Origin of the sequence: Glutamicibacter endophyticus (assembly GCF_048457885.1) — a bacterium.
Taxonomy (GTDB): domain Bacteria; phylum Actinomycetota; class Actinomycetes; order Actinomycetales; family Micrococcaceae; genus Glutamicibacter; species Glutamicibacter endophyticus.
The window spans coordinates 2,775,576-2,800,974 of record NZ_CP174200.1 but is presented as its reverse complement, the minus strand read 5'-3'; the positions used below and the strand labels follow the sequence as shown (position 1 = coordinate 2,800,974).

Annotated in this window: 23 protein-coding genes and 1 riboswitch; of the genes, 17 read left to right on the top strand and 6 right to left on the bottom strand. The window is 65.4% G+C overall.

Annotated features, from left to right (window positions below; genetic code table 11):
• Positions 1 to 80 precede the first annotated feature (80 nt).
• Complete coding sequence (locus tag ACJD00_RS13040) at positions 81 to 617, bottom strand: hypothetical protein (protein WP_418907361.1); 537 nt, start codon at positions 615 to 617, stop codon at positions 81 to 83.
• Positions 618 to 815: 198 nt separating this feature from the next.
• Between ACJD00_RS13040 and ACJD00_RS13035 the strand changes: the two genes are divergently transcribed.
• On the top strand, positions 816 to 1,904 hold the full coding sequence (locus ACJD00_RS13035) for a mechanosensitive ion channel family protein (RefSeq protein WP_418907360.1): 1,089 nt from the start codon (positions 816 to 818) through the stop codon (positions 1,902 to 1,904).
• Here the strand turns inward: ACJD00_RS13035 and ACJD00_RS13030 are convergent.
• On the bottom strand, positions 1,901 to 2,545 hold the full coding sequence (locus ACJD00_RS13030) for a YqaJ viral recombinase family protein (RefSeq protein ID WP_418907359.1): 645 nt from the start codon (positions 2,543 to 2,545) through the stop codon (positions 1,901 to 1,903). The two genes, ACJD00_RS13035 and ACJD00_RS13030, sit on opposite strands and share 4 nt — an antisense overlap.
• Positions 2,546 to 2,581: 36 nt before the next feature.
• The gene (locus tag ACJD00_RS13025; protein ID WP_418907358.1) at positions 2,582 to 2,839 is read right to left on the bottom strand and encodes a thioredoxin family protein; all 258 of its coding nucleotides are present in this window, start codon (positions 2,837 to 2,839) and stop codon (positions 2,582 to 2,584) included.
• A 114-nt stretch (positions 2,840 to 2,953) separates the two neighbouring features.
• On the opposite strand from ACJD00_RS13025, the gene ACJD00_RS13020 reads away from it, so the two are divergent.
• The 3 genes from ACJD00_RS13020 (at position 2,954) to ACJD00_RS13010 (ending at position 6,178) form a co-directional block, all read left to right on the top strand.
• Complete coding sequence (locus ACJD00_RS13020; RefSeq protein WP_418907357.1) at positions 2,954 to 3,682, top strand: ABC transporter ATP-binding protein; 729 nt, start codon at positions 2,954 to 2,956, stop codon at positions 3,680 to 3,682.
• Positions 3,679 to 4,995, top strand: a complete 1,317-nt coding sequence (locus ACJD00_RS13015) for an FtsX-like permease family protein (RefSeq protein ID WP_418907356.1) — start codon at positions 3,679 to 3,681, stop codon at positions 4,993 to 4,995. The genes ACJD00_RS13020 and ACJD00_RS13015 overlap by 4 nt, the downstream gene beginning before the upstream one ends.
• A 136-nt stretch (positions 4,996 to 5,131) precedes the next feature.
• Positions 5,132 to 6,178, top strand: a complete 1,047-nt coding sequence (locus tag ACJD00_RS13010; RefSeq protein ID WP_418907355.1) for an ABC transporter substrate-binding protein — start codon at positions 5,132 to 5,134, stop codon at positions 6,176 to 6,178.
• On the opposite strand, the gene ACJD00_RS13005 is transcribed toward ACJD00_RS13010, so the two are convergent.
• Positions 6,179 to 6,958: an MBL fold metallo-hydrolase gene (locus tag ACJD00_RS13005; RefSeq protein WP_418907354.1), complete on the bottom strand. Its 780-nt coding sequence runs from the start codon at positions 6,956 to 6,958 to the stop codon at positions 6,179 to 6,181.
• An 86-nt stretch (positions 6,959 to 7,044) separates the two neighbouring features.
• Here ACJD00_RS13005 and ACJD00_RS13000 point away from each other — a divergent pair, with 86 nt between their 5' ends.
• The 5 genes from ACJD00_RS13000 to ACJD00_RS12980 all read left to right on the top strand — a co-directional run bounded on the left by ACJD00_RS13000 (position 7,045) and on the right by ACJD00_RS12980 (position 12,803).
• The gene (locus ACJD00_RS13000; RefSeq protein ID WP_418907353.1) at positions 7,045 to 8,061 is read left to right on the top strand and encodes a FecCD family ABC transporter permease; all 1,017 of its coding nucleotides are present in this window, start codon (positions 7,045 to 7,047) and stop codon (positions 8,059 to 8,061) included.
• Positions 8,058 to 9,095, top strand: a complete 1,038-nt coding sequence (locus ACJD00_RS12995; protein WP_418907352.1) for a FecCD family ABC transporter permease — start codon at positions 8,058 to 8,060, stop codon at positions 9,093 to 9,095. The genes ACJD00_RS13000 and ACJD00_RS12995 overlap by 4 nt, the downstream gene beginning before the upstream one ends.
• A gap of 2 nt (positions 9,096 to 9,097) precedes the next feature.
• Complete coding sequence (locus ACJD00_RS12990) at positions 9,098 to 11,047, top strand: SIP domain-containing protein (RefSeq protein ID WP_418907351.1); 1,950 nt, start codon at positions 9,098 to 9,100, stop codon at positions 11,045 to 11,047.
• 186 nt (positions 11,048 to 11,233) lie between these two features.
• A complete protein-coding gene (locus tag ACJD00_RS12985; RefSeq protein ID WP_418907350.1) occupies positions 11,234 to 11,875 on the top strand; it encodes a DUF6318 family protein in 642 nt (213 codons plus the stop codon).
• Positions 11,856 to 12,803, top strand: a complete 948-nt coding sequence (locus tag ACJD00_RS12980) for a PKD domain-containing protein (protein WP_418907349.1) — start codon at positions 11,856 to 11,858, stop codon at positions 12,801 to 12,803. The genes ACJD00_RS12985 and ACJD00_RS12980 overlap by 20 nt, the downstream gene beginning before the upstream one ends.
• Before the next feature lie 54 nt (positions 12,804 to 12,857).
• Here the strand turns inward: ACJD00_RS12980 and ACJD00_RS12975 are convergent, their stop codons facing one another.
• Complete coding sequence (locus tag ACJD00_RS12975; protein ID WP_418907348.1) at positions 12,858 to 13,334, bottom strand: MarR family winged helix-turn-helix transcriptional regulator; 477 nt, start codon at positions 13,332 to 13,334, stop codon at positions 12,858 to 12,860.
• Between the two features lie 154 nt (positions 13,335 to 13,488).
• On the opposite strand from ACJD00_RS12975, the gene ACJD00_RS12970 reads away from it, so the two are divergent.
• Complete coding sequence (locus tag ACJD00_RS12970) at positions 13,489 to 14,604, top strand: glutathione S-transferase C-terminal domain-containing protein (protein ID WP_418907347.1); 1,116 nt, start codon at positions 13,489 to 13,491, stop codon at positions 14,602 to 14,604.
• Positions 14,605 to 14,616: 12 nt separating this feature from the next.
• On the opposite strand, the gene ACJD00_RS12965 is transcribed toward ACJD00_RS12970, so the two are convergent.
• Positions 14,617 to 16,284, bottom strand: coding sequence for an HNH endonuclease signature motif containing protein (locus tag ACJD00_RS12965; RefSeq protein WP_418907346.1), 1,668 nt, complete (start codon positions 16,282 to 16,284; stop codon positions 14,617 to 14,619).
• Positions 16,285 to 16,368: 84 nt separating this feature from the next.
• Between ACJD00_RS12965 and ACJD00_RS12960 the strand changes: the two genes are divergently transcribed.
• From ACJD00_RS12960 to glyA, 7 genes are all read left to right on the top strand, one after another.
• On the top strand, positions 16,369 to 17,298 hold the full coding sequence (locus ACJD00_RS12960) for an RNase H family protein (protein ID WP_418907345.1): 930 nt from the start codon (positions 16,369 to 16,371) through the stop codon (positions 17,296 to 17,298).
• Entirely contained in the window at positions 17,298 to 18,443 is a 1,146-nt protein-coding gene (locus ACJD00_RS12955) for a serine hydrolase domain-containing protein (RefSeq protein ID WP_418907344.1), read from the top strand. The genes ACJD00_RS12960 and ACJD00_RS12955 overlap by 1 nt, the downstream gene beginning before the upstream one ends.
• 36 nt (positions 18,444 to 18,479) lie before the next feature.
• Positions 18,480 to 19,262 (top strand): SGNH/GDSL hydrolase family protein, encoded by a 783-nt coding sequence (locus ACJD00_RS12950; RefSeq protein WP_418907343.1) that lies wholly within the window; start codon positions 18,480 to 18,482, stop codon positions 19,260 to 19,262.
• Between the two features lie 83 nt (positions 19,263 to 19,345).
• Positions 19,346 to 19,445, top strand: a riboswitch (glycine riboswitch).
• 162 nt (positions 19,446 to 19,607) lie between these two features.
• Positions 19,608 to 22,460, top strand: a complete 2,853-nt coding sequence (gene gcvP / locus ACJD00_RS12945) for an aminomethyl-transferring glycine dehydrogenase (RefSeq protein WP_418909336.1) — start codon at positions 19,608 to 19,610, stop codon at positions 22,458 to 22,460.
• Positions 22,461 to 22,468: 8 nt separating this feature from the next.
• Positions 22,469 to 23,584 (top strand): glycine cleavage system aminomethyltransferase GcvT, encoded by a 1,116-nt coding sequence (gene gcvT, locus ACJD00_RS12940; RefSeq protein WP_418907342.1) that lies wholly within the window; start codon positions 22,469 to 22,471, stop codon positions 23,582 to 23,584.
• Between the two features lie 59 nt (positions 23,585 to 23,643).
• Positions 23,644 to 24,024, top strand: a complete 381-nt coding sequence (gcvH, locus tag ACJD00_RS12935) for a glycine cleavage system protein GcvH (protein WP_418907341.1) — start codon at positions 23,644 to 23,646, stop codon at positions 24,022 to 24,024.
• Complete coding sequence (gene glyA, locus ACJD00_RS12930; protein ID WP_418907340.1) at positions 24,024 to 25,346, top strand: serine hydroxymethyltransferase; 1,323 nt, start codon at positions 24,024 to 24,026, stop codon at positions 25,344 to 25,346. Before gcvH ends, glyA begins: the two co-directional genes overlap by 1 nt.
• The last annotated feature ends 53 nt before the right edge of the window (positions 25,347 to 25,399 follow it).

The following is a 25,399-nucleotide window of genomic DNA, read 5'->3' as shown; positions in this document are numbered from 1 at the left end:
TGAGTATTGGCGGCGGTGTTACGCACTGCGCGGCGCGCATGACATCGCCGCCCGCCTCCTTCCCGAAGTTAGCCGCGTGACTACCAGTTTCTAGCGACGTCGATGACCAGCCGTGAGCCATCACCCGGTCCGTCGAGGGTGAACACGCGCATCGGTAGGCGTGCCCTAACCGACAGACCCACCTTGCTCTGGCCCTCGAAGCTGCCCAACCACACCAGCTGTCGGAAGGTGTGATAGTACAGTCGCTGCACCGCCGGATCCACATCCAGCGACCAGCTGGCCGGGGCGTCGACACGGATTTCGATCTGTGCCCCGCCGATGGTCTCGACGGGCAGGCCCGAACCGATGCCGGTGAGCTGATTGACGTAGCGCACCGAATACCCCTCGGTGCTTCCGCTCAGATCCAGCACCAGGCGGTCGAAACAACTATGCGAACCGGTGCGCAGATCGGTGAGCCGGCTATAACCCACGGCCGTCGAGGTTTTCGGCAGCGAACCCCAGTACACGGTGGAGCACCCGCCCGTGGGGGCCGGTACCGTGGCCACGGCCGGGGCCGTGCTCGCCGCAAGTCCGACGGCGGCCACCATCGCTACTATTGCACGATGCATTGTGCCCATAATTGGCTCCTTCCAAGCGTGGGGTTTTATCCCCATGCCCTCACTACAGCGCGCCGTCGTGGCACTGTAAATAGCTGGTGGGAACCGGAATCCAACTGCCGCACAATCGTGATCCACACGGAGTGTGATCCGCGTCGTTTCACCAATTCTCAAGCCTGCCCCAAGCTTTGGCCCATCGGTGTGTGACATGCTTTAACGATGCAACCAAGTCCTACCGCGCCGGTCGATCAGACCGTGGAAGATGTTATTCAGGCCTCGAGTTTCCTACCCGTATCGTTGCAATTTTGGGTCCTCACCGCCTCCGGTATTGCGATTGCGTTCCTACTCACGCTGGTGCTCAGCCGGATCGCAAGCCGCATTTTGCGCCGCTTCGAGGGCGCCGCGGCGGATGTGAAATCAAGCCGGATCCCGTTCTTCGGCACGCTATCCAGCATGAGCTTGAAGATCATGCTGGTGGCCTTCCAACAGCATCAACCCTGGTACGACGCCGCCCAGTTCATCCTGCTGATCCTGATGGTCTCGTTCCTGACCTGGTTCATCATCCGGGTGGTGCGCATCGTCGAGGACGTAGTGCTGGGGCAGTTCGCCGCACGCTTTGGGCCCGGGCGCCGCATGGCCAAGGTGCAGACCCAGGTCGGACTGCTGCGCCGAGTGCTGGTTGCGGTGCTCTGCGTACTGGCCGTCGCGGCCGTACTGCTGACCATTGACCAAGTCAGGACGCTTGGTGCCGGTATTTTGGCCTCCGCCGGTCTGGCCTCGGTGGTCCTTGGTCTGGCCGTGCAATCCTCGCTGGCCAACCTCTTCGCCGGGCTGCAGATCGCCTTCACCGACTCGGTGCGCGTGGACGACGTGGTCGTCGTCGAACAGGAACGCGGCAATGTCGAAGAGATCACGCTGACCTATGTGGTGGTCAAGCTGCTCGACGGGCGCCGGATGATCCTGCCCTCGACCTACTTCACCACCACGCCCTTCGAGAACTGGTCGCGCACTACGAGCGAAATCGACGGCACCGTGGTGCTGCAGCTGAAGTGGAACGCGCCGGTCGCGCAGCTGCGCGAGCGCACCACCGAACTACTCGAGGCCAGCGATCTGTGGGATGGGCGCACCAACTCCCTACTCGTGACCGATGCGGTCGGCGGGCTGCAAACCGTAACCATTTATGTATCGGCGCGCAACGCCGGGGATTTGTGGGAGCTGCGCACCATGTTGCGCGAGAAGCTGCTGGCCGAACTGCTCGAAAGCCAGCCCGACTGCCTGCCCGATCCCAAGCTGCTGCCCGGAGCTTAGTAGCGCAGCGCCGCCGGGCCGTAGTCGTCGAGCCGCTGCTGGCGCGCCGTGGCCTCGCGCAACTGTTCGATCAGCAGATTGGCCTTCGCGATCAGATCCGCAATGAGCGCGTCGTCGCGTTCAATCCAGCGGAATTCCGGCACCACGCTCACCGGCACGAAGTTCTCGTGCTGCTCCCAGACGAACAGGGTGCGTTGCGCGCCGAGCACATACTGCTGCCACATGATCTGGCGCAGATAGTTCTTCGGCACGCGGGCGAAGGGCTTGTTGGTGGTCTTGATTTCCGAGAGCACCGGGACGCCGGAGGCGTCGAAACCCAGTCCATCCGGGGTGGCTAGATGCAGCCGGGTGTCGCGCGCGTGAAAGAGCTGCGAGGAGGGGAAGATGTTGAAATTCTCCTGCACCCAGGCGGCGATGACCGGCTCGCGCTTGCGCCCGTGGTCGGTGTACGGGTTCCCGGAGAAGCCCGAACCGTGAAGCTTGTCGATCACCGCCGAACGGATCGACCGCTCGGTGGAGAGCTTGGCGACGTCGGTCGCGGTGATACCTTGAGCCCGGGCCCGCAACCATTCGATGCGGTTGGTGGAATCCGCCAGCACCCGCTGGAAGCATTCGTGATCGGTCCCGGTAAATAAACTCACCCGGCTATTCTCTCTCACCCGGCGGCCGGGCAGAAATCAGCTCAGCTCGTCCAGGGCCTGGGCGAGCGCGGCCGGGCGCGGTACCCCGACGATGCGCAACGCCTCTCGGCCGGCCTGCAGCACCCGCACGGTTGGGGTGGAGGCGATCCGCGCCCGCGCCCCGGCGGCCGGGTCGGCCACCACGTCGATGGTGCGCACCGGCACCCCGGGATGCTGCTCAAGCACCCGTTGCACCACCAGCTTGGCGCTGCGGCAGGGTGCGCAAAAAGGCTGAGTGAAAAGTTCGATCTCCATCCCCACCTACGATACGCGCCGCGCCGCGGCTCCACCCGGGGGATGAGGCGCCGCCGGGCACATTCACTCCCGGCGCCGACGCCGGTTCGGGGGCCGCGGCGGAAGACTTAAAGCATGAACTTTGCACACCACGCTTTGCCCAATGTGCTCGAGGCACAACAGCTGCGCCGCAGCTTCGGCACCACCATCGCCCTGGACGCGGTCGACCTGTCCGTCGCCCCCGGCGAGGCCCTGGCCATTATGGGCCCCTCCGGCTCCGGCAAGTCCACCCTGTTGCACGCGCTGGCCGGGATTGAAACGCCCGACGCCGGCTCGGTGATGTTGCAACTGCCCGGCCGCACCCCGGTGGATATCACCACCCTGTCCGATACCGCACGCAGCGCCCTGCGCCGCGAAAGTTTCGGGTTCGTCTTCCAGGACGGGCTGCTGATTCCGGAACTGACCGCACAGGAAAACGTCGCCATGGCGCTGATGATCAACGGGGTGCCGCGCGCCGCGGCGCTGCCGCGGGCCGTGCAAGCCCTGGGCCAACTGGGGCTGGGCGGCATGGAGGAACGGCGCATCGGCCAGCTCTCCGGCGGGCAGGCGCAACGCGTGGCCATCGCCCGCGCGCAAATCGGCTCGGCCGCGGTGATTTTCGCCGACGAACCCACCGGGGCGCTGGACTCGGTCACCGGCAGCGAGGTGCTCGACGCGCTGCTCGGTAGCACCATCCGACAGGGCAAATCCCTGGTGATGGTCACGCACGACGAGTCGGTGGCCGCGCGCTGCGACCGGATTGTGCGTTTGCGCGACGGTCGGATCGTCGCCGACGAACGCAGCAACCAGGGGGAGCGCTCATGAACACCCTGCAATTGGCCTGGATGCTCACCCGCGCCGGCGGTGGGCAACGCCGTGTGCGCGCCCTGACCCTCGGGGCCTATGCGGTGGTCAGCGCGCTGGTGCTGATCGTGGTGGCTGGGGCGTTGAGCTTCACCCGGCTGCCGCAGGAAACCGCAGCCTTCTACCTGCCGCTGGCCGGCATCGCCGTGGTGCTGCTGATCGTGCCGTTGGTGCTCGTTGGCGCCTCCGCGGCACGCCTCTCGGCGCGTAGCCAAGACCGCACGCTCTCGACGCTGCGACTGCTCGGGGCCACCGGCGGGCAGGTGCGTGCGATCTCCGTGCTGCAGGCGGTGGGGACCGCCGCGCTCGGGGCACTGGGCGGGGTGCTGCTCTATCTGGCCTGCGCACCATTGGTGGCGTTGGTGAACTTCCAGGGCGCCCCGATTGGCGCCGGGATTTTCGCCCCGCTGCCGGTGCTCTTGGCGGTGCTCGCCGCGGTGCTGCTGCTGGCCGCCGGCTCCTCGCTGGCGGGCCTGCGCAAGCTGGTGATCTCTCCGTTGGCGGTGCGCCAGCGGGTCAACGTGCCACGTCCGAGTTGGGTGCGCGCGGCCATCGCCGTCGGCGGAGTGGGCCTTATCTACATGGTCTTCGCCAATCTGGGCGCTTTCGCGCAGAGCCTGGCGACGATCACCCTGGTGCTGCTCTTTGGCCTGGGTATCGGGTTGCTGGTGCTGAACCTGATCGGCCCGTGGCTGATCGCGGTGATTGGACGACGGAAGCTCGCCAAAGCCGAACGCCCGGAGCAGTTGCTGGCCGCACGCATGATTCTGGAGTCGCCCAAGGCGCTATGGCGTCAGGTGGCCCCGTTGGCGATGGCCGCCTTCGTCGCCGTCGTCGGCGGTTCGGGGGCCGCGCTGATGAGCCAGAGCGCCGTGGACCCCACCGGCGGTTGGGAGGATTACATCGGGGTGGATCTGCGCACCGGCGTCATATTGACCCTGGCGATCATCTTTGCCTGCGTGGCCGCCGCAACGGCGATCACCCAGGCCGCGGGCACGCTGGATGCCGCCGAGCTCTATCAAGGCCTGAGCAAAATGGGGCTGGATCGGGCAACGATGAACCGCGCGCGAGTGCAGGCGGTGATGATTCCGGCCCTGGGAGCGGCGCTGACCTTCGCCGTGGCCAGCGGGGTTTTACTTCTGCCGTTGGTGGGGATCGCCATGGTGATGGCCCCGCTGAGTCTGGCCCTGGTGTTGGGCACCTGCGTGGCCGGATTGGTGCTGGTGCGCCTGGCGGTGCAGTTGGCGGCGCCGAGCCGGATGCTCGCGCACTAACGTGACGGGCATTACAGTGGGCCGATGTTGCGTATTTACGAGCCACCCGCGTAGTCTTTCATTCGGCCGGAAAGTTTGGTTCGCCTAACCTGCCTTCGCGGCCGTGTTCCGTCTACACCCGCAAAGGTTCACTCGTATGAAATTCTCACGTCGATCCGCTCTGCTCGCCGCGGCAACCGCCGCCGCACTGACCCTCACCGCCTGCGGTGGCACCGCAAGCAGCGAGCCATCCGCCAGCGGCAGCCCCGACAGCGCCGCGGTGAGCATCACCCACAGCTACGGCACCACCACCTTCGAGCAGGCCCCCGAGCGCGTGGCCACCATCTCGTGGGTCAACGCCGACACCCTGCTCGCCCTGGGCACCGTCCCGGTGGGCATGGACAAGGACACTTGGGGTAACAACGACAACGGGTCGACCGACTGGAAGGACGAGAAGCTCGAAGAGCTCGGCGCCGGCATCGGCAGCGAGAACGCCCCGGTGCAGTTTGACGCCACCGACGGCATCAACTACACCCAGATCGCCGAGGCCAAGCCGGACGCCATCTTCGCCGCCTACTCCGGCCTGACCAAGGAAGAGTACGACAAGCTCAGCAAGATCGCCCCGGTCGTCGGCCCGATCGAGCCGAACTACACCACCAGCTGGCAGGACGCCACCGAGGCCGCCGGCAAGATGCTGCACAAGCAGGACGAGGCCAAGACCCTGGTCGACTCCGTCAACCAGCAGATCGCCGACGCCGCGAGCAAGTACCCGATCTTCAAGGACACCACCTTCATCGCCGGCAACCTGGAGCCGGCCGCCGGCGGCATCAACATCTACGCCACCGGCGACACCCGCCCGCGCTTCCTCTCGCAGCTGGGCATGACCCAGGCCGAGGTCGTGGACAAGAACGCCAAGGAAGGCGAGTTCTACTACAACTTCGCCGCCGAGCGCGCCAGCGAACTCGAAGCCGACATCTTCTTCACCTGGGTTCCGGCCGGTAGCACCGCGCAGGACGTCATCGCCGAAAACAAGCTCTTCGGCCAGATCCCGGCCGCCAAGACCGGCGGATTCGTCGCCCTCGACTCCGACATGCAGCTGCTGGCGATCTCCGCCGCCTCCCCGCTGTCGCTGCCATGGGTCCTGGACAAGGTAGTGCCCAAGCTCGGCGACGCCGCCAACAAGGTGGCCGAGGCCAAGAAGTAACTAGGCGCGATCCAAATAGTGCAGTTGCGCATCCAACGATTTTTCCGCCGCACCCAACAGGTGAGCGGGAACCTCCGGGTAGACCCGAGCCAGCAAATTCTCGCGGCTCGGGTCCTGCCCGTTGGTGCGCAACCACTCGATCGCCTGCCGCAAAGCCTCCAGCCGCTGCTCACGGTGCAGCCGGTACTGCTCGATCACCGGATGCATCCGTGCATGCTGCGAGCCATGCCCCGGGCGCAACGCCGCCTCGGGCAAGGCCGCCAGCCGCGCCAGACTGGCCAAATAATCACCCAGCGTCCCATCGGGATAATCCAACACCGTGGTTCCCTCGCCAAGCAGCGTATCGCCGCTAAACAGCTCGGCCGGCGCCCCGGGCGTCTCATTAACAAAACACAGCGAATCGGCCGTATGCCCGGGCGTGGCCACAACCCGCAGCCGCACCCCGGCCTGGGTGATCAGCTGCCCGTCACGCAGCGGCGCATGATGCCGGCAATAGCTGGCGTCGGCGGCGGCCACCGGGGTGCCGGTCAGATCGTGCAGCGTGTCGATACCCGCGGTGTGATCGGCATGCCGGTGCGTGACCAACACCAGCCGAATGTCATAGGCCGCCAGCGCCTGCAGATGCTCAAGCTGCTCGGGGCCCGGATCGATCACCACCACCGGAGCGGCGGGACGCGGCCCGTGCTCACCGAGCAGATAGCTATTGGTACCCGTCAGGGTCATCGGCGAGGGATTCGGTGCCCGGAGCACCGCGGTGGTATCACTGAGCTGCTGGAACATACCCCCAGTGTAGGGGCCCGAACGCACCCCGTTAATGGGCCGAGGATCGTGACCGGACCGCCGCAGCGGCCCGCACAGGAAGAAATATGAGTTCACTACCACTGGCGCGACGACGAGCGGCGATCCTGCTCGTGCTCACCGCGCTGCTCGCCGTCGCACTGCTGTGCTCCCTGTTCATCGGGGCCCGCACGCTCAGCCCCTCCGCGGTGTTCTACGCGCTATCCCACCCCGCGGCTCAAGACCCCGACAGCATCGTCGTCGCCTCCCGCATCCCACGCACCGTCGCCGGGGTCCTCATCGGGCTGGCCCTGGGCCTGGCCGGTGCGCTGATGCAGGCGCTGACCCGCAACCCGCTGGCCGAACCCGGCATCCTCGGCATCAACGCCGGCGCCTCACTGGGCGTGGTGCTCCTGCTCTTCACCCTCGGCACCGCCGCCGCGCTACCGCTGATGATGCTCGCCGCCTTCCTCGGCGCGGCGGTGACCATCCTGCTGGTCTACATCATCGCCTCGCTGGGACGCGAGGGCGCCACCCCGATCAAGCTCGCGCTCGCCGGCGCGGCGCTGGCCGTCGGGCTGGCCTCCATCACCAACGCGCTGCTCATGGTGTCGCGCAGCGCGCTCGACGAATACCGTTTCTGGCAGGTCGGGGTGCTCACCGCGCGCAGCGTGCCCGAACTCATGGTGGGGATCATCCCGCTCGCGGCGGGCGTGCTGCTGGTCGCCGCCTGCGCCAACGTCGCCAACGCCATGGCCATGGGCGACGACTCCGCCGCCGGGCTCGGCTTCAACGTCACCCGGGCCCGTATCGTCGGCGGCATCGGGGTGGTGCTGCTCGCCGGCACCGCCACCGCCCTGGCCGGCCCCATCGCCTTCGTCGGGCTCATCGTGCCGCACGCCATGCGCGCGCTCATCGGCTCCGACTACCGCTGGCTGCTGCCGGCCTCCGCGCTCGCCGGCCCCGTGCTGCTGCTGGGCACCGACATCATCGGGCGGATCATCGCCCCGCCGGCCGAGGTGCAGGTCGGGGTGATGTGCGCGCTGATCGGCGGGCCACTGTTCATCGTGTTGATGCGCCGCGGACTGAAGACGGTGTCGCTATGAGTACGACGACGACCCGCCCCGCCCCGCGCACCGGCGCCCGGGCGCGCACCCGCCGCGACGCGCTGATCTGGGCCGCGCTGATCCTCCTCGGGGCCACCCTGGCCGTGCTCTACGTGCTCGCCGGACGCGAACCGCTACCGCTGGACGAGGTCGCCGCGGTGCTCCGCGGCGAAACCGTGCCCGGCACCAGCTTCATCCTGCTCGAGGACCGCGCCCCACGACTGGTCGTCGGCGCGCTGGCCGGGGCCGGCTTCGGCGCCTCCGGCTCGCTCTTCCAACGCTGGCTCGGCAACCCGCTGGCCAGCCCCGACGTCATCGGCGTCGGCTACGGCGCCTCGGCCGCCGCGATCATCGCCATGGTCTACTTCCAGGCCCAGGGCCCGATGCTCACGCTCACCGCCATGCTCGGCGGCCTGGGCGTCGCCGGGCTGATCTACTGGCTCTCGGCCGGCGGCAAGCACGCCGGCGCCAAACTGATCCTCGCCGGTCTGGCCATCGGCGGCATGCTGCAATCGCTCATCCAATACCTGCTCACCCGCACCGACGTGCGCACCGCCGGCGAGGCGTTGCGCTGGCTGACCGGCTCGCTGGCCCCCTCCACCTGGGAGCGCGCCGCGGTGATGGCCATCGGCCTGGCGCTGGTCGCGCTGCTCGTGCCGCTGGTGCTCAAGCGGCTGAAAATTATGGAGTTGGGCGACGACGCGGCCAGCGCGCTGGGGCTCAACGTCCCGGCCAGCCGCATGCTGCTGGTCTTCACCGCGGTCACGCTCACCGCGATCCCGGTGGCCGTCACCGGCCCGCTGGCCTTCGTGGCCTTCCTGGCCGGCCCGCTCTCCGCCGGGCTCACCCGAGGAATAATCCGGGTACCGCTGGCCGCGCTGATCGGCGCGGTACTGGTCCTCGGCGCCAATTTCATCGCTGCTAATCTATTTAGCGGCGTCGCCCTGCCGGTGGGCGTCGTCACCGGCATCTTCGGCGCACCCTTCCTGCTCTGGGTGCTGGTGCGCGCCAACTCACGAGGAAACGGGGGATAACCATGGCCCAACTCCAGGCCGATTCGCTGACCCTGGCGTACGACAAGGTCACCATCGTCGACGAGCTGTCGCTGGAAATTCCCACCGGCGAAGTCTCGATCATCGTCGGGGCCAACGGCTGCGGCAAATCCACGCTGCTGCGCGCGCTCTCCCGGCTCCTGAAACCCGCCGGCGGCCAGGTGCTGCTCAACGGCGCGGACATCCACAGCCGCCCCGCCAAGGAGGTGGCCCGCCAGCTCGGGCTACTGCCGCAGACCCCCAACGCCCCCGACGGCATCACCGTGCGCGAACTCATCGGCCGCGGCCGGTACCCGCACCAGGGCCTGTTCAAGCGTTTCTCCGCCGACGACGAGGCCGCCGTGGCCCGCGCCATGGAGATGACCGGCACCACCGAACTGGCCGAGCGTGCCGTCGACGAACTCTCCGGCGGCCAGCGCCAGCGCGTCTGGATCGCCATGGCCCTGGCCCAGGAAACCGAGCTACTGCTGCTCGACGAGCCCACCACCTATCTCGACGTCGCCCACCAGCTCGAAGTGCTCGACGTGATCTCCGAGCTGAACCGCACCCGCGGGATCACCGTGGTGATCGTGCTGCACGACCTGAACCTCGCCGCCCGCTACGCCGACCACCTGGTCGCGCTCAAGGACGGAAAGATCTACGCGGCCGGGCACCCCACCGAGGTGGTCACCGAGCAGACCGTGAAGTCGGTCTTCGGCATGCCCTCCCGGGTCATCCCCGATCCGGTGGCCGGCACCCCACTGGTGCTCCCCATCGGCCGCCACCGCGTACTGCGCACCGAGACGGTACTTGCCGCCCGGGGCATCTACCGCGCCGAGCAGAACGGCGCCACCGTCGTCGCCGAAGAAGAGGAATTGGTCGCCGCCGGCGTAGCCGTTGGCAGCGCAGGTTCCTCCGCCGGCACCGGATCGGCGAGCACCTTCGAGCCGGCCCCCTCCCTCGGCGGCGTGCGACCGAACCTCGAACACCAGTCCACCCTGGCCTTCGCGACCACGGTGTTGCGTTGCGAACAGCTCGCCCCGAACTTCCGCCGCATCACCCTTACCGGCTCGGACCTGGAGCATTTCGGCACCAACAGCCACCCGTTGGATATGCGCATCAAGCTGATGCTTCCACCGGCCGGCGGTCAACTACCGGCCCTCGTCCAGCAGCTGCGCCCACAGGCGAGCACCGACCCCGAAACGCAGGGCCGCTGGTTCCTGCAGTGGCGCGAGCTACCCGACGCCGAGCGCGGCTACATGCGCACCTACACGGTGCGCGATTTCCGTCCCGCCGGGCATGCCAAAAACTCCGGCGCCACCCCGGAACTCGACATTGACTTCGTGGTCCACGGGCACAAGGTCGACGGCGTCTTCCGCGGCGGTCCGGCCACCGAATTCTGTGTCAACGCCGCCGCCGGCGACGACGTGCTCATCCTCGGCCCGAACAACCAGCTCAACGACGCCGACTACGGCGGCATCGAATTCCGCCCCGGCAACGCGACCCGCGTGCTGCTCGCCGGCGACGAAACCGCGGCCCCGGCCATCTGCTCCATCCTCGAGTCGCTGCCCTCGACGGTCACCGGCCACGCGTTGATCGAGGTCCCGGACTCCACGGACATTCTGGGCACCACCACTCGCTCGGGCGTCTCCGTGCAGTGGCTGCCGCGCGGCACCAACGCCCACGGCACCCTGCTGTCCACCGCACTGCGCCAGATCGTGGCCATCCCGGCGGCCGGCGCCGTGCAAACAACCGCGGAACCCGAAGACGTCGACGTCGACACCCAGCTCCTCTGGGAAACCGGCGAAGGCTCCTCCGGCCCGTTCTACGCGTGGATCGCCGGTGAGGCCGGGACCGTTAAGGAACTGCGCCGTTACCTCGTGCGCGACGCCGGCCTAGACCGCAAACAGGTCGCCTTCATGGGCTACTGGCGTGCCGGGCGCAGCGAAAACTAGCCGCACCGATTCACGCACCGGCCCCGCCCGGCGGTGAATTCCATCCCGACGAACGGCACTCGAGCAGACCTCGAGTGCCGTTCGCTTCGTTAAAGAGATATCCACATATTTCGTCGCGACCCTCCCCAAGCCCGACGTGCGCCACATAAGATGGCCTGCAAGGTTCCCGAAGGTGAGGATTCGATCATGCGCAACGGCCGAATGTCCGTCATTGGTGTGCTTGTTGTCGCGAGCGCTGTGCTGACCGCTTGTCAGGGCGCCACCTCGCCGGGCGAATCATCGGCGCCGCCACCATCCTCCAGCGCTCCGCCATCCAGCCCCATCCCTTCGGCCTCACCTAGCCCGACGCCCAAGCACGCCGATGAGAATGGCCCGGGCGAGAATTTGCCCGTCCCCAAACTGCCCGACGCCGCCAAGGAGCACACGGAGAAGGGTGCTGCCGCATTCGTAGAGTTCTATTTTGACCTCGCCAACTACTCGAGTGAAGTCCGGGACACGACCGAGCTAGAGCGGTTTACAAGCAAGGACTGCAAACGATGCGAGAAGGGTCTTCTGGAACCCATCTGGTTATTGCAAGACACTGAGAGTTGGGAAGTAGGACTCGTCTATAAAGCCAAGATCACGAAGTCTGAGTTGCGCGAAAATAACAGGGCCCAGGTGATTTTCTCGATGACATATTCAGGTTCTAAAGTCTTCGATGGGTCGAACGGCCCGGCGAAGACCTTCCCTGCAAGGGAAAAGCCCGTTTTAAGCGTGGCATCACTTGTCTTTCATGAAGGCCGTTGGATAACAGAGACGGTGGTTTTTGATGGCCAAGAACCTGACTAAATTGCGGGCTGTGATTATTGGCCTAATGCCGTTGTTGATTTATTCGGTCCCTATAGAGCCGAATATGGTCGTTAGAGTGACAGGTACGGGTGAATTGGCTTGTGGAAGCCAACGGTTCGATGGAACGGATATTGAGCTCGAATCTTGTCATAAGAAAGATAGAGACAGAGTTCGTACTGACCACCGTGTTGACACCAATAGCCGCCGAGAAGGTGCGGAGGTCAACGATGAATCGAAGCAAAAATACAGGGTAAAGATCGATGACACTTGCCCAATTGGCCTCGAAGCACCAAGCGGATGCGATTCGAATCCGGATGCGGTTTTGTGTGATGACGGGAGCCGCCCAAGACTCCGCCTGATTTACCTATTGGGCGGACCCCGCGACGGACAGTTACTAAGTACGGACACTTTGTGCCCAAACGAGCCCGTTCCTTTGCTTGATATTCCTAACGATCAAGTCATCGTTGAGGAAAAGATTGTCGTTTCGCCGGCTGAGTTTCGTAAGTTTCCGATAAAGTCGTTTTCCGTGCATAGCGATCCTGACGGAGTTTCGCTGATACGTGCATACACGCACTTCTGGGCCGAGGGCGGTACGCAGGAGTTTCATACTGTGATGTCCGGAAAGAACGTCGATGTAAGGGCAATCCCAGTGGAATGGTTGTGGGATTACGGAGACGGTACTACCGCTAGGTTTTCAGACCCCGGCGGTCCTGTAGGCGACCGGTCATTGAGTGAAGCCACACCAACGAGCCATCAGTTTCAGGACACGGGCCTATTCCAAGTGAAGGTTACGACCATGTACCGCGGCGAGTTTCGCGTTGAAAATGGTCCCTGGGAGCCTATTCCCGGACAAGCCGCCGTTCCCAGCGACCAGTCCCCGATGGATATCTGGCGAACTAAGAAGCAATTGGTTGACCCAAACGTGTAACGACGGCGGTTCGAGGTGCTGCGCGAGGTGCGCTCGCGCAGCACAGTTTGTCTTTTATTTGCAGGGGTCGGTGCCACCGAGGCCCGGGAGGATGCGCTTGAGGGCGTTCTCTAGAGTGACGCGCTCATCGGCCGGTAGGTGGTCGAAAAGTGCTTCTCGCACGAAGGTGACATGCGGAGGAGCGGCCTCGCGCAGCACCTGCCAACCAGTTTCCGAGAGCGAGACGAGGGCGCCTCGGCCATCTCTGGTGTCGGCATGACGGTCGATAAGGCCTTTGGTCTCCATCCTGCGCAACAAGTGCGACAGCCGTGACCGGTCCCATTCCAATGTGCGGGCGATGTCGCCGGGTCGCTGAGGTGCGTCTGGCGACTCTGACAGTGTGGCCAGTACTGAATACTCGCCGGACTGCATGTTGGAATCGCGCATGAGTTGACGGTCCATGGCGCTGGGGAACCGCCAGAGGAACTCACGCAGCAGTCGCCAAAGGCGCTGCTCGTCGTCGTTGAGCCATCTGGTTTCTTCCTGGGCCATTGTTCAGTATCCTCGGTTTCACGATGCACGCTGGGTGAGTGGATCACACCCATTTGTTGACGCATCAATTATATCTTGACATACTGAGGTCCACAACTTCGTTGACGCGTCATGAGTTCTGGCGTGTCTGAGCGCGCTACGCGGGAGGCATCACATGGGTGAACAGTATTCAACCAAGGGTAGCTATGTAACGGGTGGAGAATTCACTCGAGATACAAATTATATCCAAGACAGGATCGTTGCCGTTCCCGATGGTATGGTAGCGGCCAGCGAGCCACTGGAAGGCTCGATTGGCCATCCGGATGCGAAGATGGCTCCCGACACACGGGCGTGGCCGGTGGAGGCTGGACGTTATCGACTAGTGGCCGCTCGTGCCTGCCCGTGGGCTAACCGCACGCTGATTGTGCGACGCTTGCTGGGGTTGGAGGATGCAATTTCCCTCGGACTGCCGGGCCCGACGCACGATGCCCGTAGCTGGACTTTCGACCTGGACCCGGATGGACGGGACCCGGTGCTGGGGACCGAACGACTGCAAGAGAACTACTTCAAGCGCTTCGCCGACTACCCTCGAGGGATTACCGTGCCGGCCATTGTCGACATTCCTAGCGGCGCCGTGGTGACCAACGACTACCCGCAGATCACCTGGGATATGTCGACACAGTGGCGAGAGTTTCATCGAGCAGGCGCGCCGGATCTGATTCAGCGCGAGACCTTGGATGAGATGCTGCCGCTGATCAAGATGATCTTCACCGAGGTCAATAACGGGGTGTATCGGGCAGGGTTTGCCGGCAGTCAAGAGTCCTACGATCAGGCCTATGACCGGCTCTTTGCGGCGCTGGACGTGCTGGAAGAACGGCTGTCGACGCGGCGGTACCTCATGGGGGACGCGATCAGCGAGGCCGACGTGCGGCTATTTACGACGCTTGTGCGTTTCGACCCGGTCTACCACGGCCACTTCAAAACCAACCGCAACAAGCTGATCGAAATGCCAAACCTTTGGGGCTACGCGCGAGATCTCTTCCAGACCCCGGGGTTTGGCGACACCATCGATTTTGAGCAGATTAAGCAACACTACTACATGGTCCATGAGGACATTAATCCGACGCAGATTGTGCCGAAGGGCCCGGATCTGAGTCAGTGGCTCGAGGCTCATGACCGTGCCGAGCTGGCCGACGGATCGCCGTTTGGAGCCGGTAGCGCACCCGAGCCCGTGCGTGATGCCGAGCGGGTGGCCGCCGGTCACAATCCGCTGTACCCGCTGCAGGGGTAAAGGGGCGCAGCGCTAAAAGGGCGGTTCTTCATCCGGCGGTGCGTCTTGATCGGTGAAGGCCGGCAGGTCCGTGTCCTCGGGCGGGTATTCGCTGGCGGGATAGCTGGGCGCGTTGGGGTGCCACACCCAGTTGCGTCGCCAGTGTTGCTCCGGGTCGCGTTCGGGTGATTCGAGCACATAGGGGATGCCGTCGAAATATCGGATCCGATAGTGCCCGGCGTGATAACCGGTGTGGTCACCTTTGCAATTTAGGGTTGCGTTGGACACGTTGGTCTGGCCACCTTCGATCCAGGGTGTGCGATGGTTGACCTCGCAACGGTGGGCGGGCATAGTGCAACCGGGGCGGATGCAGCCGCCGTCTCGGGCGACCACCGCGCGCGTTTGCGCCTTGGTGAAGAGCCTTCGTCGTCGGCCCATATCCAATACCTCGCCCTTGGATCCTAGTATCATCGGGATAATTCCGCCGATGGCGGCGCTCCGGCGCAATTCCGTGGCCGAAATGCGTTGGCCGTGGGCGGTGAGCCCGGCCTGATCGGTGCGGGCGCGCAACGCGTCGTAATCGATGGTGACGATTAGATCGATCATGCCCGGAAGTGGAAGCTCCGGCTCGACGGTGCCATCGGTGCTGGCCGGAGCTGCGGGGTTGATGGAGGCGGTTGGCGCGGTGTCGTCCGACGGTGCCTCGCTACTGAAGCGGCGCCGCACGAGGTGCATGACCGTGCGTAGCAGGCGGCGGGCGCGCTCGGCTGCCGGGTCTCGGTCCCGCTCGTCGGCCCCGGAGAGATCATTGAAGGGGTCGGCGGCGCCGGAGCTGCAGTTGCCCTCTCGGTTGGCGGTGAGCGCCGGGTTGACGAGCCGGTCGGCGAGCGTGCAGAGGAATTCGTGGTCGATGGTGGTGCAGGTCAGCTCCCACACATGGCCGTAGGGGCCGAGCCCGCGATAGCGCAGGCCGGCGCAACGCTCGTGCACGGCCTCGCGTTCGGGAAGGTTGGGCGTGCTCAGGTCCTGGGCGATCGCCTTGAGTTGAGAGTTCACCGCGCCCTGTCCTCGGGGCAGGGTCTGCGCCACCTTTTCCTCGGCCTCGCGGCGGGCGGTGGGCTGCAGCTGGAGGCGTTCGAGTTTGGCGGCGGCCTTGAGCAGTGTGGCGGGGTTGTGCGTCTCCGGGGTGGCGAAGCGCTGGCCGAGTTCGCCGAAGGTGGCCGGATGGTCGCTGTCGCCGACGAGCTGGCGGTGCCCGCGCACAAGTGTTTTCGCCTCATGGTCGGTGATATCGCAGAGCGAGGAAATGAGCTCGACGGGGCCGCGAAAGCGCGGTTTGGCGGTGCTGGCGATTGGCCGGGCGTCGGGCAAGGGCAATCCGTCGGCCAGCTGTGCGCCATGGAGCGTGGACAGGCTTTCCAGGGCCTCGGCGCGTAGCCGGTGGGCATCGTGCCGGTCCATAGCACCGGCGGCGCGAACCTTGGCGCGCAGGGCGTTGCGGGATAGATCCTCGCCGAGCTTCAGCAGCACGGTGGCGGTGAGCGCCTCGAGGTGGGCGTCGTCGAACTCATCGAGTAGCGCACTGGTGGCCGCCTGTAGCGCACCGAGTAGCCGCAGCTGGGCGGTGACCTCGTCGTCCCCGGGGTGGGGTGTCAGGTTCGCCGCCGCGGAGAGGATGGCGGTGCTACGCGATGAGTGCATGCCGGTAGTGTGCGCCGCCGTTGGCGCGGGTGGGCACGCGTTGCGCGATCTGTGGACAAGCGCGCGACGTGGCAGGATAAAAACATGACGATTATTGCTGCGGCGGATGGATCGGCGCTGGGCAACCCCGGCCCCGCAGGCTGGGCCTGGTACATCGACGATGACAATTGGGGCGCCGGTGGCTGGGACCACGGGACGAACAATATGGGTGAGCTGAAGGCGGTGCTGGAACTCCTGCGGGCCACCGCGCGCCAGCCGGAGCAGCCGCTGCGTATTCTCTGCGACTCGCAGTACGCCATTAATTGCATCACCAAGTGGATGCCGGGCTGGAAGAAGCGCGGGTGGAAGAAGGCCGACGGCAAGCCGGTGCTGAACCAGGACATTTTGCGGGAGCTGGATGCGGCGCTGGTCGGGCGCGACTACAGCTTCGAGTGGGTGAAGGGCCATGCCGGGCATGAACTGAACGAGGCGGCCGACGAGCGGGCGCGCGCGGCGGCCACCGCGCACCAGTTGGGGGTCGCCCCGGAGCCCGGGCCGGGGTTTCGCGGCGGCGAAGAGGCGAGCGGCGAACCGGCGCGGGAGGTGGACGCCGTGGCGGAGGAACCGGGTCCGGTGGCCGCGGGGCAGCCGGCGCCCTCGGCCGAGGCGACGGCGATCGTGTATGAACTTGAGCTGGCGATGCTCGACGAACAGGTGCGGGCGAAGACCGAGGAACTGCTGGCCTTTTTGCATCCGGGCTACCAGGAAATCAGCCGGGACGGCTCGCTGCTGGATGTCGCCACCTTGCGCGGACACCTAGCCGGCGGGGGACAACTGCCGGCGGTCGGCCAGATCCAGTTGCTCGCGCTGCAGGAACCGGCGGCCGATACCGTGCTGGTGGCCTACCGGATGCGGCCGACCGGCACGCAGCAGGTGCTGGTGGTCTCCTCCTGGTGGCAGCGCACCGCCGCGGGCTGGAAGTTACGCTTCCGCCAAGAAACCGTTGAATCTCTCACCGTGAAGGACGCCCATTAATGAGTGCCCCAGATTTTTCCGCGCTGACCCAGTTACTGCAGCAGCGCGCCGCCGAGGAGCCGGGCTATTCCGCGCAGCTGGCCGTGTACTACCGCGGGGAACTGATGGTGGACACCAGCGTCGGCGAGCACCTCGCCGGCGACGGGATGACCTGCGTGTTTTCCTGCACCAAGGGGATCGGTGCGCTGGTGATCGGGTTGCTGGTGCAGGACGGGCTGATCGACCCGCAGGCGCCGATGAGTAATTACTGGCCGGAGTTTGCCGCCGCCGGGAAGGGGTCGTTGAGCGTCGGGCAGGTGCTTAGCCATCAGGCCGGGCTGCTCGGGGTGCCCGGTGGGTTGCCGACTCAGACCTTGCTGGATTCGGCGGCGCATGCCAAAATCCTGGCCGAGCTGCCGCCGTTGTGGCCGCTGGGGCAGGGCACGCTGGGCTATCACGCGATCACCATGGGTGTGCTCATGGAGGAGCTGGTGCGCCGGGTGACCGGTCAGGAGCTGGCCGAGGTTTATGAGCGGCGGATCCGTCGCCCGCTCGGGGTGGATGTCTACCTGGGCAATGAGCCGCAGGGACGTTACCGCGAGGTGTTGCCCGCGCAGCCGACGCCCGGGTTCACCGAGCTGGACGGGTTCGTCGACCCCTTTGCGCCCGCCGGGCTCGCGGTGAATTCGGCCTCCGGTTTCGAGGTGGAGACCGGGCGGGTGTTCAGTTGGGAGCAGATCGCCAATTCCCCGCGGGTGCGGGCCGCGGCGCCGACCTCGATGGGTGCGGTGGGTACCGCGCGCGGGCTGGCCGGGGTGTATGCCGCCTCCTTCGGCCCGGTGCCCGAGTTGGGGGTGCGGGTGCCGTTGTTCACCGAGGACACCTGGACGCAGGTTTCGCGGGAACAGTCCTATGGGCCGGACCGCTGCAATGGGTTGACGAAATCCTTCGCGCTGGGTTTTGCTAAGCCCCATGCGCAGGACGATTTTGGTTCGGTGTTTGCCTATGGGCACGCCGGGGCGAACTCGTCGTTATCTTTTGCCGACCCGGTGCACCGGTTGGGCTTTGCCTACCTGCCGGCCTACACCGAGTCGCAGCGCCCGGTCTCGACCGGGGTGGTGCTCTCGAAGTTGGCGCGTGCGGCGGTGCTGAGCGCCCGCGCCTAAGGGCTTTGGTTCGTTCTCAACAGGAAGCAGGTACAGGTGGTACAGAAGTTTGTGGCGCTGGGCGATTCGTTCACCGAGGGCGTGGGGGACGTCGACCTCGAGCGGCCGAATCAGGTGCGCGGGTGGGCGGACCGGGTGGCCGAGGTGCTCTGCGCCGAGGGTGACTGGCAGTACGCGAATCTGGCGGTGCGCGGGAAGAAGATCGGCCAGGTGATCAACCAGCAGCTCGATGCGGCGCTGGCGTTGCGCCCGGATTTGGTGACGCTGTATGCCGGAGGCAACGATATTCTGCGCCCGAGCGTGGATATGGATTCGTTGCTCGGCGGCTACGGCGGGATGGTGCGCCGGTTGCGCGCCAGCGGGGCGCAGGTGGTGTTGTTCACCGGTTTCGACACGGTTGATTCGCCGCTGTTCTCGAAGACCCGGCCGCGCACCGCGGTGTACAACGAGCTGGTGCGCGCGATGGCCGACGAATATGGGGCGCTGCTGGCGGATTACTGGCGCTGGCGCGAATTTTCGGACCTGCGCTACTGGGCGGTGGATCGGCTGCATATGAACGAGGCCGGGCATACGTTAATGGCGCAGAAGGTGCTGGGGGTGTTGGCGCAGGCCGGGATCGTCGCCCCCGAGCTGCCCGGGCGGATTCAGCCGCCTCAGCTGGCCGAGCTGCCGGTGAATACCCGCGGGCAACGGTTGCGCGAGGACCTGGGCTGGGCGCGCGAACACCTGGTGCCGTGGGTGCAGCGGCGGCTGCGCGGGACCTCCTCGGGGGACCGGCTCAGCGCCCGCTACCCGGAGTATGTGCGCCTGTCCGGATAGCGAAACCCGTGCTTGGCGTGCGGGTGCGGTGAGCGGTATCATAGCTGTTGGTGGCGCGCCCCATGGGAGCGCCGCGACGCCTTCGACGGATGGCGGGAGAGTCCCGTTCACGCCATGGATGGGCGCCGAAGGAGCAATTTCCTCCCCAGGGAAACTCTCAGGCCCCCGTACCGCCATCACGAGGCAACTCTGGAAAGTAGCCGGTTTGCCCCGGCTCACCGAAGGTGCAAGTGGCCGGTATCGTCTACCGGGTACGTAAAACTCTCAGGTTGTGCAACAGGGTGGGGAGGGAAAGACCTTCCTTTGGCATATGCCATGACCGATCCACCGGAGTTTTTCGCCACCATGACCACATCAACGGTTACCGCCGGCCTACGCGCCGACGAATTTGCCTCCCGCCATATTGGCCCGCGCGGCCATGACGTCGCCACCATGCTTTCGACCTTGGGCTACGGCTCACTGGACGAGCTGGTGGACACCGCCGTGCCGGCCGACATTCGCCAGGAGTCCGCGCTGGACTTGCCGCCGGCTCTGAGCGAAACCGAGGCGTTGGCGCATTTGCGCGAGCTGGCCTCGAAGAACGTGATGAAGACCCAGATGATCGGTCAGGGGTTCTACGACACCATCACCCCGCCGGTGATCCGCCGCAATATCGTGGAGAACCCGGCCTGGTACACCGCCTACACCCCCTACCAGCCGGAGATTTCGCAGGGCCGTTTGGAGGCGCTGCTGAACTTCCAGACCATGATCATGGACCTGACCGCGCTGCCGATCGCCAACGCCTCGCTGTTGGATGAATCCTCGGCCGCCGCCGAGGCCGTGCTGTTGATGCGCCGCGCCAACAAGAAGAAGGCCAACGGCCTGACCGTGCTGGATGCCAACCTGTTCCCGCAGACCCTGCAGGTGATCGAGGGCCGCGCCGAGGCGCTGGGCTTCGAATACCGGGTGCTGGACCTGAGCACCGAGCCGCTGCCGGCCGAAGATATTTCCGGGATCGTGCTGCAGCAGCCCGGGAACGACGGCGCGTTGAGCGACCACTCCGGTGTGATCGCCGCCGCCAAGGAGGCCGGGGCGATGGTGACCGTCGTCGCCGACCTGCTCTCGCTGACCATGATCACCGCCCCGGGCGAGCAGGGGGCCGATATTGCTGTGGGCAACACCCAGCGTTTCGGTGTGCCGCTGTTCTTCGGTGGCCCGCACGCCGCCTACATTGCGGTGCGTCAGGGGCTGGAGCGTTCCATGCCCGGGCGCGTGGTGGGTGTTTCCACCGACGACGCCGGTGCTCCGGCGTACCGCCTAGCCCTGCAGACCCGCGAGCAGCACATTCGCCGCGAGAAGGCCACGAGCAACATCTGCACCGCCCAGGCCCTGCTGGCCGTGTGCGCTTCGATGTACGCGGTGTACCACGGCCCGGCCGGCCTGAAGCAGATCGCCAGCCGCACCCACGAGCACGCCCGCGTGCTGGCCGCCTCGCTGGCCGCCGGTGGCTACGAGCTGGCCGCCGAGTCCTTCTTCGACACCGTGGTGGTGCGCACCGAGCGCGCCGCCGAGCTGATCGCCGCCGCCGCGGACGCCGGGATCAATCTGCGCGCCGTGGACGCCCAGCGCGTGGGCATCTCCACCGACGAGACCACCACCGCCGCCACCGTGCGCACCCTGCTGGAGGTCTTCGGGGTGGAGCTCAGTGCCCCGGAGGGCTTCGAGATCCCGGAAGCGCTGGTGCGTACCAGCGATTACCTGACCCACCCGATCTTCAACAGCATGCGTTCGGAAACCCAGATGCTGCGCTACCTGCGCAAGCTGGCCGACCGCGACCTGGCCCTGGATCGCACCATGATCCCGCTGGGTTCGTGCACCATGAAGCTGAACGCCACCGCCGAGATGGAATCCATCACCTGGCCGGAGTTCGCCTCCATTCACCCCTACGCCCCGGCCGAGCAGACCAGCGGCTGGCGTGAACTGATCGCCGATCTGGAAAACCGGTTGACCACCATCACCGGGTACGCCGGGGTTTCCATCCAGCCCAACGCCGGTTCGCAGGGCGAATACGCCGGGTTGCACGCCATCGCCGCCTACCACGAGGCCAACGGCCAGGGCCAGCGCAATGTCTGCCTGATCCCGGCCTCTGCGCACGGCACCAACGCCGCCAGCGCGGTGCTGGCCGGCCTGAAGGTCGTCGTCGTCAAAACCGCCGCGGATGGCACCATTGACGCTAACGACCTGGACGCGAAGATCGCCGCGCACAGCGACGATCTGGCCGCGATCATGATCACCTACCCTTCCACCCACGGGGTGTTCGACACCGACGTGCGCGAGGTGTGCGACAAGGTGCACGCCGCCGGCGGCCAGGTGTACATCGACGGTGCGAATATGAACGCGCTGGTCGGCCTGGCTCAGCCCGGTAAGTTCGGCGGCGACGTCAGCCACCTGAACCTGCACAAGACCTTCTGCATCCCGCACGGTGGCGGTGGCCCGGGTGTTGGCCCGGTGGCCGTGGCCGAGCACCTGGTGCCGTTCCTGCCCGGCGACCCCAACGGTCAGTACAGCATGCGCGATGGTGTGCCGGTGGTGTCGACCATGTTCGGTTCGGCCGGTGTGCTGCCGATTTCGTGGGCCTACATTGCGATGATGGGTGGTGAGGGGCTGACCGAGGCCACCAAGCACGCCATTTTGAACGCGAACTACATCGCCCGCCGCCTGAACGAGCACTTCCCGGTGCTGTTCACCGGCAACCAGGAGCTCGTCGCCCACGAGTGCATCCTCGATTTGCGCGAACTGACCGCGAAGACCGGGATCACCGCCGAGGACGTGACCAAGCGCCTGATGGACTTCGGGTTCCACGCCCCGACGCTGGCCTTCCCGGTGCCTGGCACCCTGATGGTCGAGCCGACCGAGTCCGAGGACCTGGGGGAGATCGAGCGTTTCATCGAGGCGATGATCACCATCCGCCAGGAAATGGAAGAGGTGCTCGCCGGGGTGTACGAGGCCGCGGAGTCGCCGCTGCGCCGCGCCCCGCACACCGCCGCCGCGGTGGTTTCGAGCAACTGGGATCGCAAGTACTCGGTGGAGCAGGCCGTCTTCCCGGTCCCTGCGCTACGTCAGGATAAGTACTTCCCGCCGGTTGGCCGCATCGACGGTGCCGCCGGTGACCGCAACCTGATCTGCTCCTGCCCGGCCCCCGAAGCCTTCGAAGACTAGGAAACGCCATGACCGAGATTAAGCACACCGCGCTGCATGCCAAGCACGCAGAACTGGGCGCCTCCTTCACCGACTTTGGCGGCTGGGATATGCCGCTGAAGTATGGTTCGGAGCTGGCCGAGCACAAGGCCGTGCGCAGCACCGCGGGCATTTTCGACCTCTCGCATATGGGCGAGGTGTACGTCAGTGGCCCGCAGGCCGCCACCGCGTTGAACACGGCGCTGGCCGGTAATTTCGCACCGATGAAGGTCGGCAAGGCCAAGTACTCGCTGATCCTCAACGAGCGTGGCACCATCGTCGACGACCTGATCGTGTACCGCCTCGGCGAGGAACGCTACCTGGTGGTGCCCAACGCGGGGAACGCCGTGCGTGTCGCCGCCGCGCTGGCCGAACGTTGCGCGGGCTTCGACGTGGAGGTGGACGACGCCTCGGCGCGCACCTCAATGATCGCCGTGCAGGGCCCGAACGCCGAGGCCATCGTGCGCGAGCTGGCCGCCGACGAGGCGACCGCCACCGCGGTTCACGACCTGAAATATTACGCCGCCGTCGAATTGACCCTCGGCGGACTGCCGGTGACCCTGGCCCGCACCGGATACACCGGTGAGGACGGCTTCGAGCTGATCGTGCCGAACGAGCTGGCCGAATCCCTCTGGGAGAAGCTCAGCGCCGCCGGTGCCGAGCACGAGCTGTTGCCCTGCGGTCTGGCCTGCCGTGACTCGCTGCGTCTGGAAGCAGGGATGCCGTTGTACGGCAACGAACTCTCCGAGGAGCGCACCCCTTTCGACGCCGGCTTTGGCCCGGTAGTTTCCTTCAAGAAGGAAGAAGACTTCGTCGGACGCCAGGCACTGGAACCGCTGCGCGAGCAGACTCCGGCCCGCAAGTTGGTGGGCCTGAAGGGTCTGGGTAAGCGTGCCGGCCGCGGCGGGTACCCGGTGGTGCACGAAGGTTCGGTCATTGGTGAGATCACCAGCGGTCAACCCTCGCCGACCCTGGGCTACCCGGTCGCCCTGGCCTACGTCGACGCCGAATTTGCCGAGGTCGGCACGCAGCTCGAGGTCGAGCTGCGCGGTAAGACGCTGCCATTTGTCGTTGTCGAACTGCCGTTCTACACGCGCTCCAAGTAACGTTAATGAAGACGGGATGCTGATGCATCCTGCAAATTCCCTTGGGAGAGGAATACATCGTGAGTAAAGTTCTTTCGTCATTGCGCTACTCGGTAGAGCACGAGTGGGTCGACGCTGCTTCCCCGGCCAAGATCGGCATCACCCAGATTGCTGCCGACGCCCTGGGCGACGTCGTGTACGTCGACCTTCCGGAAGTTGGTAGCGAGGTTACCGCCGGTGACACCTGCGGTGAGGTCGAGTCCACCAAGTCGGTTTCCGACCTGTACTCGCCGGTCTCCGGCACCGTGGTTGAGATCAACCAGGAAGCCATCGACAACCCGGCCCTGCTGAACGAAGACCCCTACGGTGCCGGCTGGCTGTTTACCGTCGAGGTGTCCGAGGAAGGCCCGCTGCTTTCGGCAGTCGACTACGCAAGCGCGAACGGTGGAAACGTAGAGTAATGAGCAACAAGACTTTTGAATCTCTTGCCCCGGCGTCGTTGACGCAGTCCTTGGCGGAGTTGGATCCGGAGGTGGCGGCTCGTATTGATGCGGAGTTGGCACGTCAGCAGCGTGGTCTGGAGATGATCGCCTCGGAGAACCATACGGCGCAGGCTGTGATGCAGGCGCAGGGTTCGGTGTTGACGAATAAGTATGCCGAGGGGTATCCGGGTCGCCGGTATTACGGTGGTTGTGAAGAGGTCGATGTGATCGAGACTCTTGCGATTGATCGTTTGAAGGAGTTGTTTGGTGCGGCGTTTGCTAATGTGCAGCCGCATTCGGGGGCTCAGGCGAATGCGTCGGTGTATCACGCGTTGGTGCGTCCGGGGGATACGGTGTTGGGGTTGAACCTGGCGCATGGTGGTCACTTGACGCATGGGATGAAGTTGAACTTCTCGGGTCGTTTGTTCGACATGGTGGCCTACGGTGTGGATGAGCATACCGGTGTGGTGGACATGGACGAGGTTGAGCGTTTGGCGGTGGAGCATCAGCCGAAGATGATTGTGGCTGGTTGGTCGGCGTATCCGCGGCAGTTGGATTTTGAGCGGTTCCGTGCGATTGCGGATAAGGTCGGCGCGTATTTGTGGGTTGATATGGCGCACTTTGCGGGTTTGGTGGCGGCGGGGTTGCATCCTTCGCCGGTGCCGCATGCGCATGTGGTGACCTCGACGACGCATAAGACGTTGGCTGGTCCGCGTGGTGGGATTATTCTCTCGAATGATGCGGAGATTGCGAAGAAGTTGAATTCGGCGGTGTTCCCTGGTCAGCAGGGTGGTCCGTTGGAGCATGTGATTGCTGGTAAGGCGGTTGCGTTTAAGATTGCTGGTTCGCCGGAGTTTAAGGAGCGTCAGGAGCGGACGTTGGCTGGGGCTCGGATTTTGGCGGATCGTTTGATGCAGGCTGATGTGGCGGCGAAGGGTATTAGTGTGCTCTCCGGTGGTACTGATGTGCATTTGGTGTTGGTGGATTTGCGTGAGTCTGAGTTGGATGGTCAGCAGGCTGAGGATTTGTTGGCGCGGGTGGAGATTACGGTGAATCGTAATGCGGTGCCGAATGATCCGCGTCCGCCGATGGTGACTTCGGGGTTGCGGATTGGTACGCCGGCGTTGGCGACGCGTGGGTTCTCTGAGGAGGCGTTTGCGGAGGTTGCTGAGGTGATTGCGCAGGCGTTGATTGCTGGTGCTGAGGGTGATGAGTCGGTGTTGGTGGGGTTGCGTGAGCGTGTGGAGGCTTTGGCTGCTGCGCATCCGCTGTACCCAGAACTGACAAAGGTATCCGAATAGCTTCGGCCTAAAACGTTGCAAGGGCCCGGAGCAGTCAACAACAACTGCCCGGG

What these genes read in the sequence shown, in the direction of transcription:
- ACJD00_RS13040 (WP_418907361.1), bottom strand. Translation starts at nt 617, where the DNA reads ATGGGCACAATGCATCGTGCAATAGTAGCGATGGTGGCCGCCGTCGGA.
- ACJD00_RS13035 (WP_418907360.1), top strand. Translation starts at nt 816, where the DNA reads ATGCAACCAAGTCCTACCGCGCCGGTCGATCAGACCGTGGAAGATGTT.
- ACJD00_RS13025 (WP_418907358.1), bottom strand. Translation starts at nt 2,839, where the DNA reads ATGGAGATCGAACTTTTCACTCAGCCTTTTTGCGCACCCTGCCGCAGC.
- ACJD00_RS13020 (WP_418907357.1), top strand. Translation starts at nt 2,954, where the DNA reads ATGAACTTTGCACACCACGCTTTGCCCAATGTGCTCGAGGCACAACAG.
- ACJD00_RS13015 (WP_418907356.1), top strand. Translation starts at nt 3,679, where the DNA reads ATGAACACCCTGCAATTGGCCTGGATGCTCACCCGCGCCGGCGGTGGG.
- ACJD00_RS13010 (WP_418907355.1), top strand. Translation starts at nt 5,132, where the DNA reads ATGAAATTCTCACGTCGATCCGCTCTGCTCGCCGCGGCAACCGCCGCC.
- ACJD00_RS13005 (WP_418907354.1), bottom strand. Translation starts at nt 6,958, where the DNA reads ATGTTCCAGCAGCTCAGTGATACCACCGCGGTGCTCCGGGCACCGAAT.
- ACJD00_RS13000 (WP_418907353.1), top strand. Translation starts at nt 7,045, where the DNA reads ATGAGTTCACTACCACTGGCGCGACGACGAGCGGCGATCCTGCTCGTG.
- ACJD00_RS12995 (WP_418907352.1), top strand. Translation starts at nt 8,058, where the DNA reads ATGAGTACGACGACGACCCGCCCCGCCCCGCGCACCGGCGCCCGGGCG.
- ACJD00_RS12990 (WP_418907351.1), top strand. Translation starts at nt 9,098, where the DNA reads ATGGCCCAACTCCAGGCCGATTCGCTGACCCTGGCGTACGACAAGGTC.
- ACJD00_RS12985 (WP_418907350.1), top strand. Translation starts at nt 11,234, where the DNA reads ATGCGCAACGGCCGAATGTCCGTCATTGGTGTGCTTGTTGTCGCGAGC.
- ACJD00_RS12980 (WP_418907349.1), top strand. Translation starts at nt 11,856, where the DNA reads ATGGCCAAGAACCTGACTAAATTGCGGGCTGTGATTATTGGCCTAATG.
- ACJD00_RS12975 (WP_418907348.1), bottom strand. Translation starts at nt 13,334, where the DNA reads ATGGCCCAGGAAGAAACCAGATGGCTCAACGACGACGAGCAGCGCCTT.
- ACJD00_RS12970 (WP_418907347.1), top strand. Translation starts at nt 13,489, where the DNA reads ATGGGTGAACAGTATTCAACCAAGGGTAGCTATGTAACGGGTGGAGAA.
- ACJD00_RS12965 (WP_418907346.1), bottom strand. Translation starts at nt 16,284, where the DNA reads ATGCACTCATCGCGTAGCACCGCCATCCTCTCCGCGGCGGCGAACCTG.
- ACJD00_RS12960 (WP_418907345.1), top strand. Translation starts at nt 16,369, where the DNA reads ATGACGATTATTGCTGCGGCGGATGGATCGGCGCTGGGCAACCCCGGC.
- ACJD00_RS12955 (WP_418907344.1), top strand. Translation starts at nt 17,298, where the DNA reads ATGAGTGCCCCAGATTTTTCCGCGCTGACCCAGTTACTGCAGCAGCGC.
- gcvP (WP_418909336.1), top strand. Translation starts at nt 19,608, where the DNA reads ATGACCACATCAACGGTTACCGCCGGCCTACGCGCCGACGAATTTGCC.
- gcvT (WP_418907342.1), top strand. Translation starts at nt 22,469, where the DNA reads ATGACCGAGATTAAGCACACCGCGCTGCATGCCAAGCACGCAGAACTG.
- glyA (WP_418907340.1), top strand. Translation starts at nt 24,024, where the DNA reads ATGAGCAACAAGACTTTTGAATCTCTTGCCCCGGCGTCGTTGACGCAG.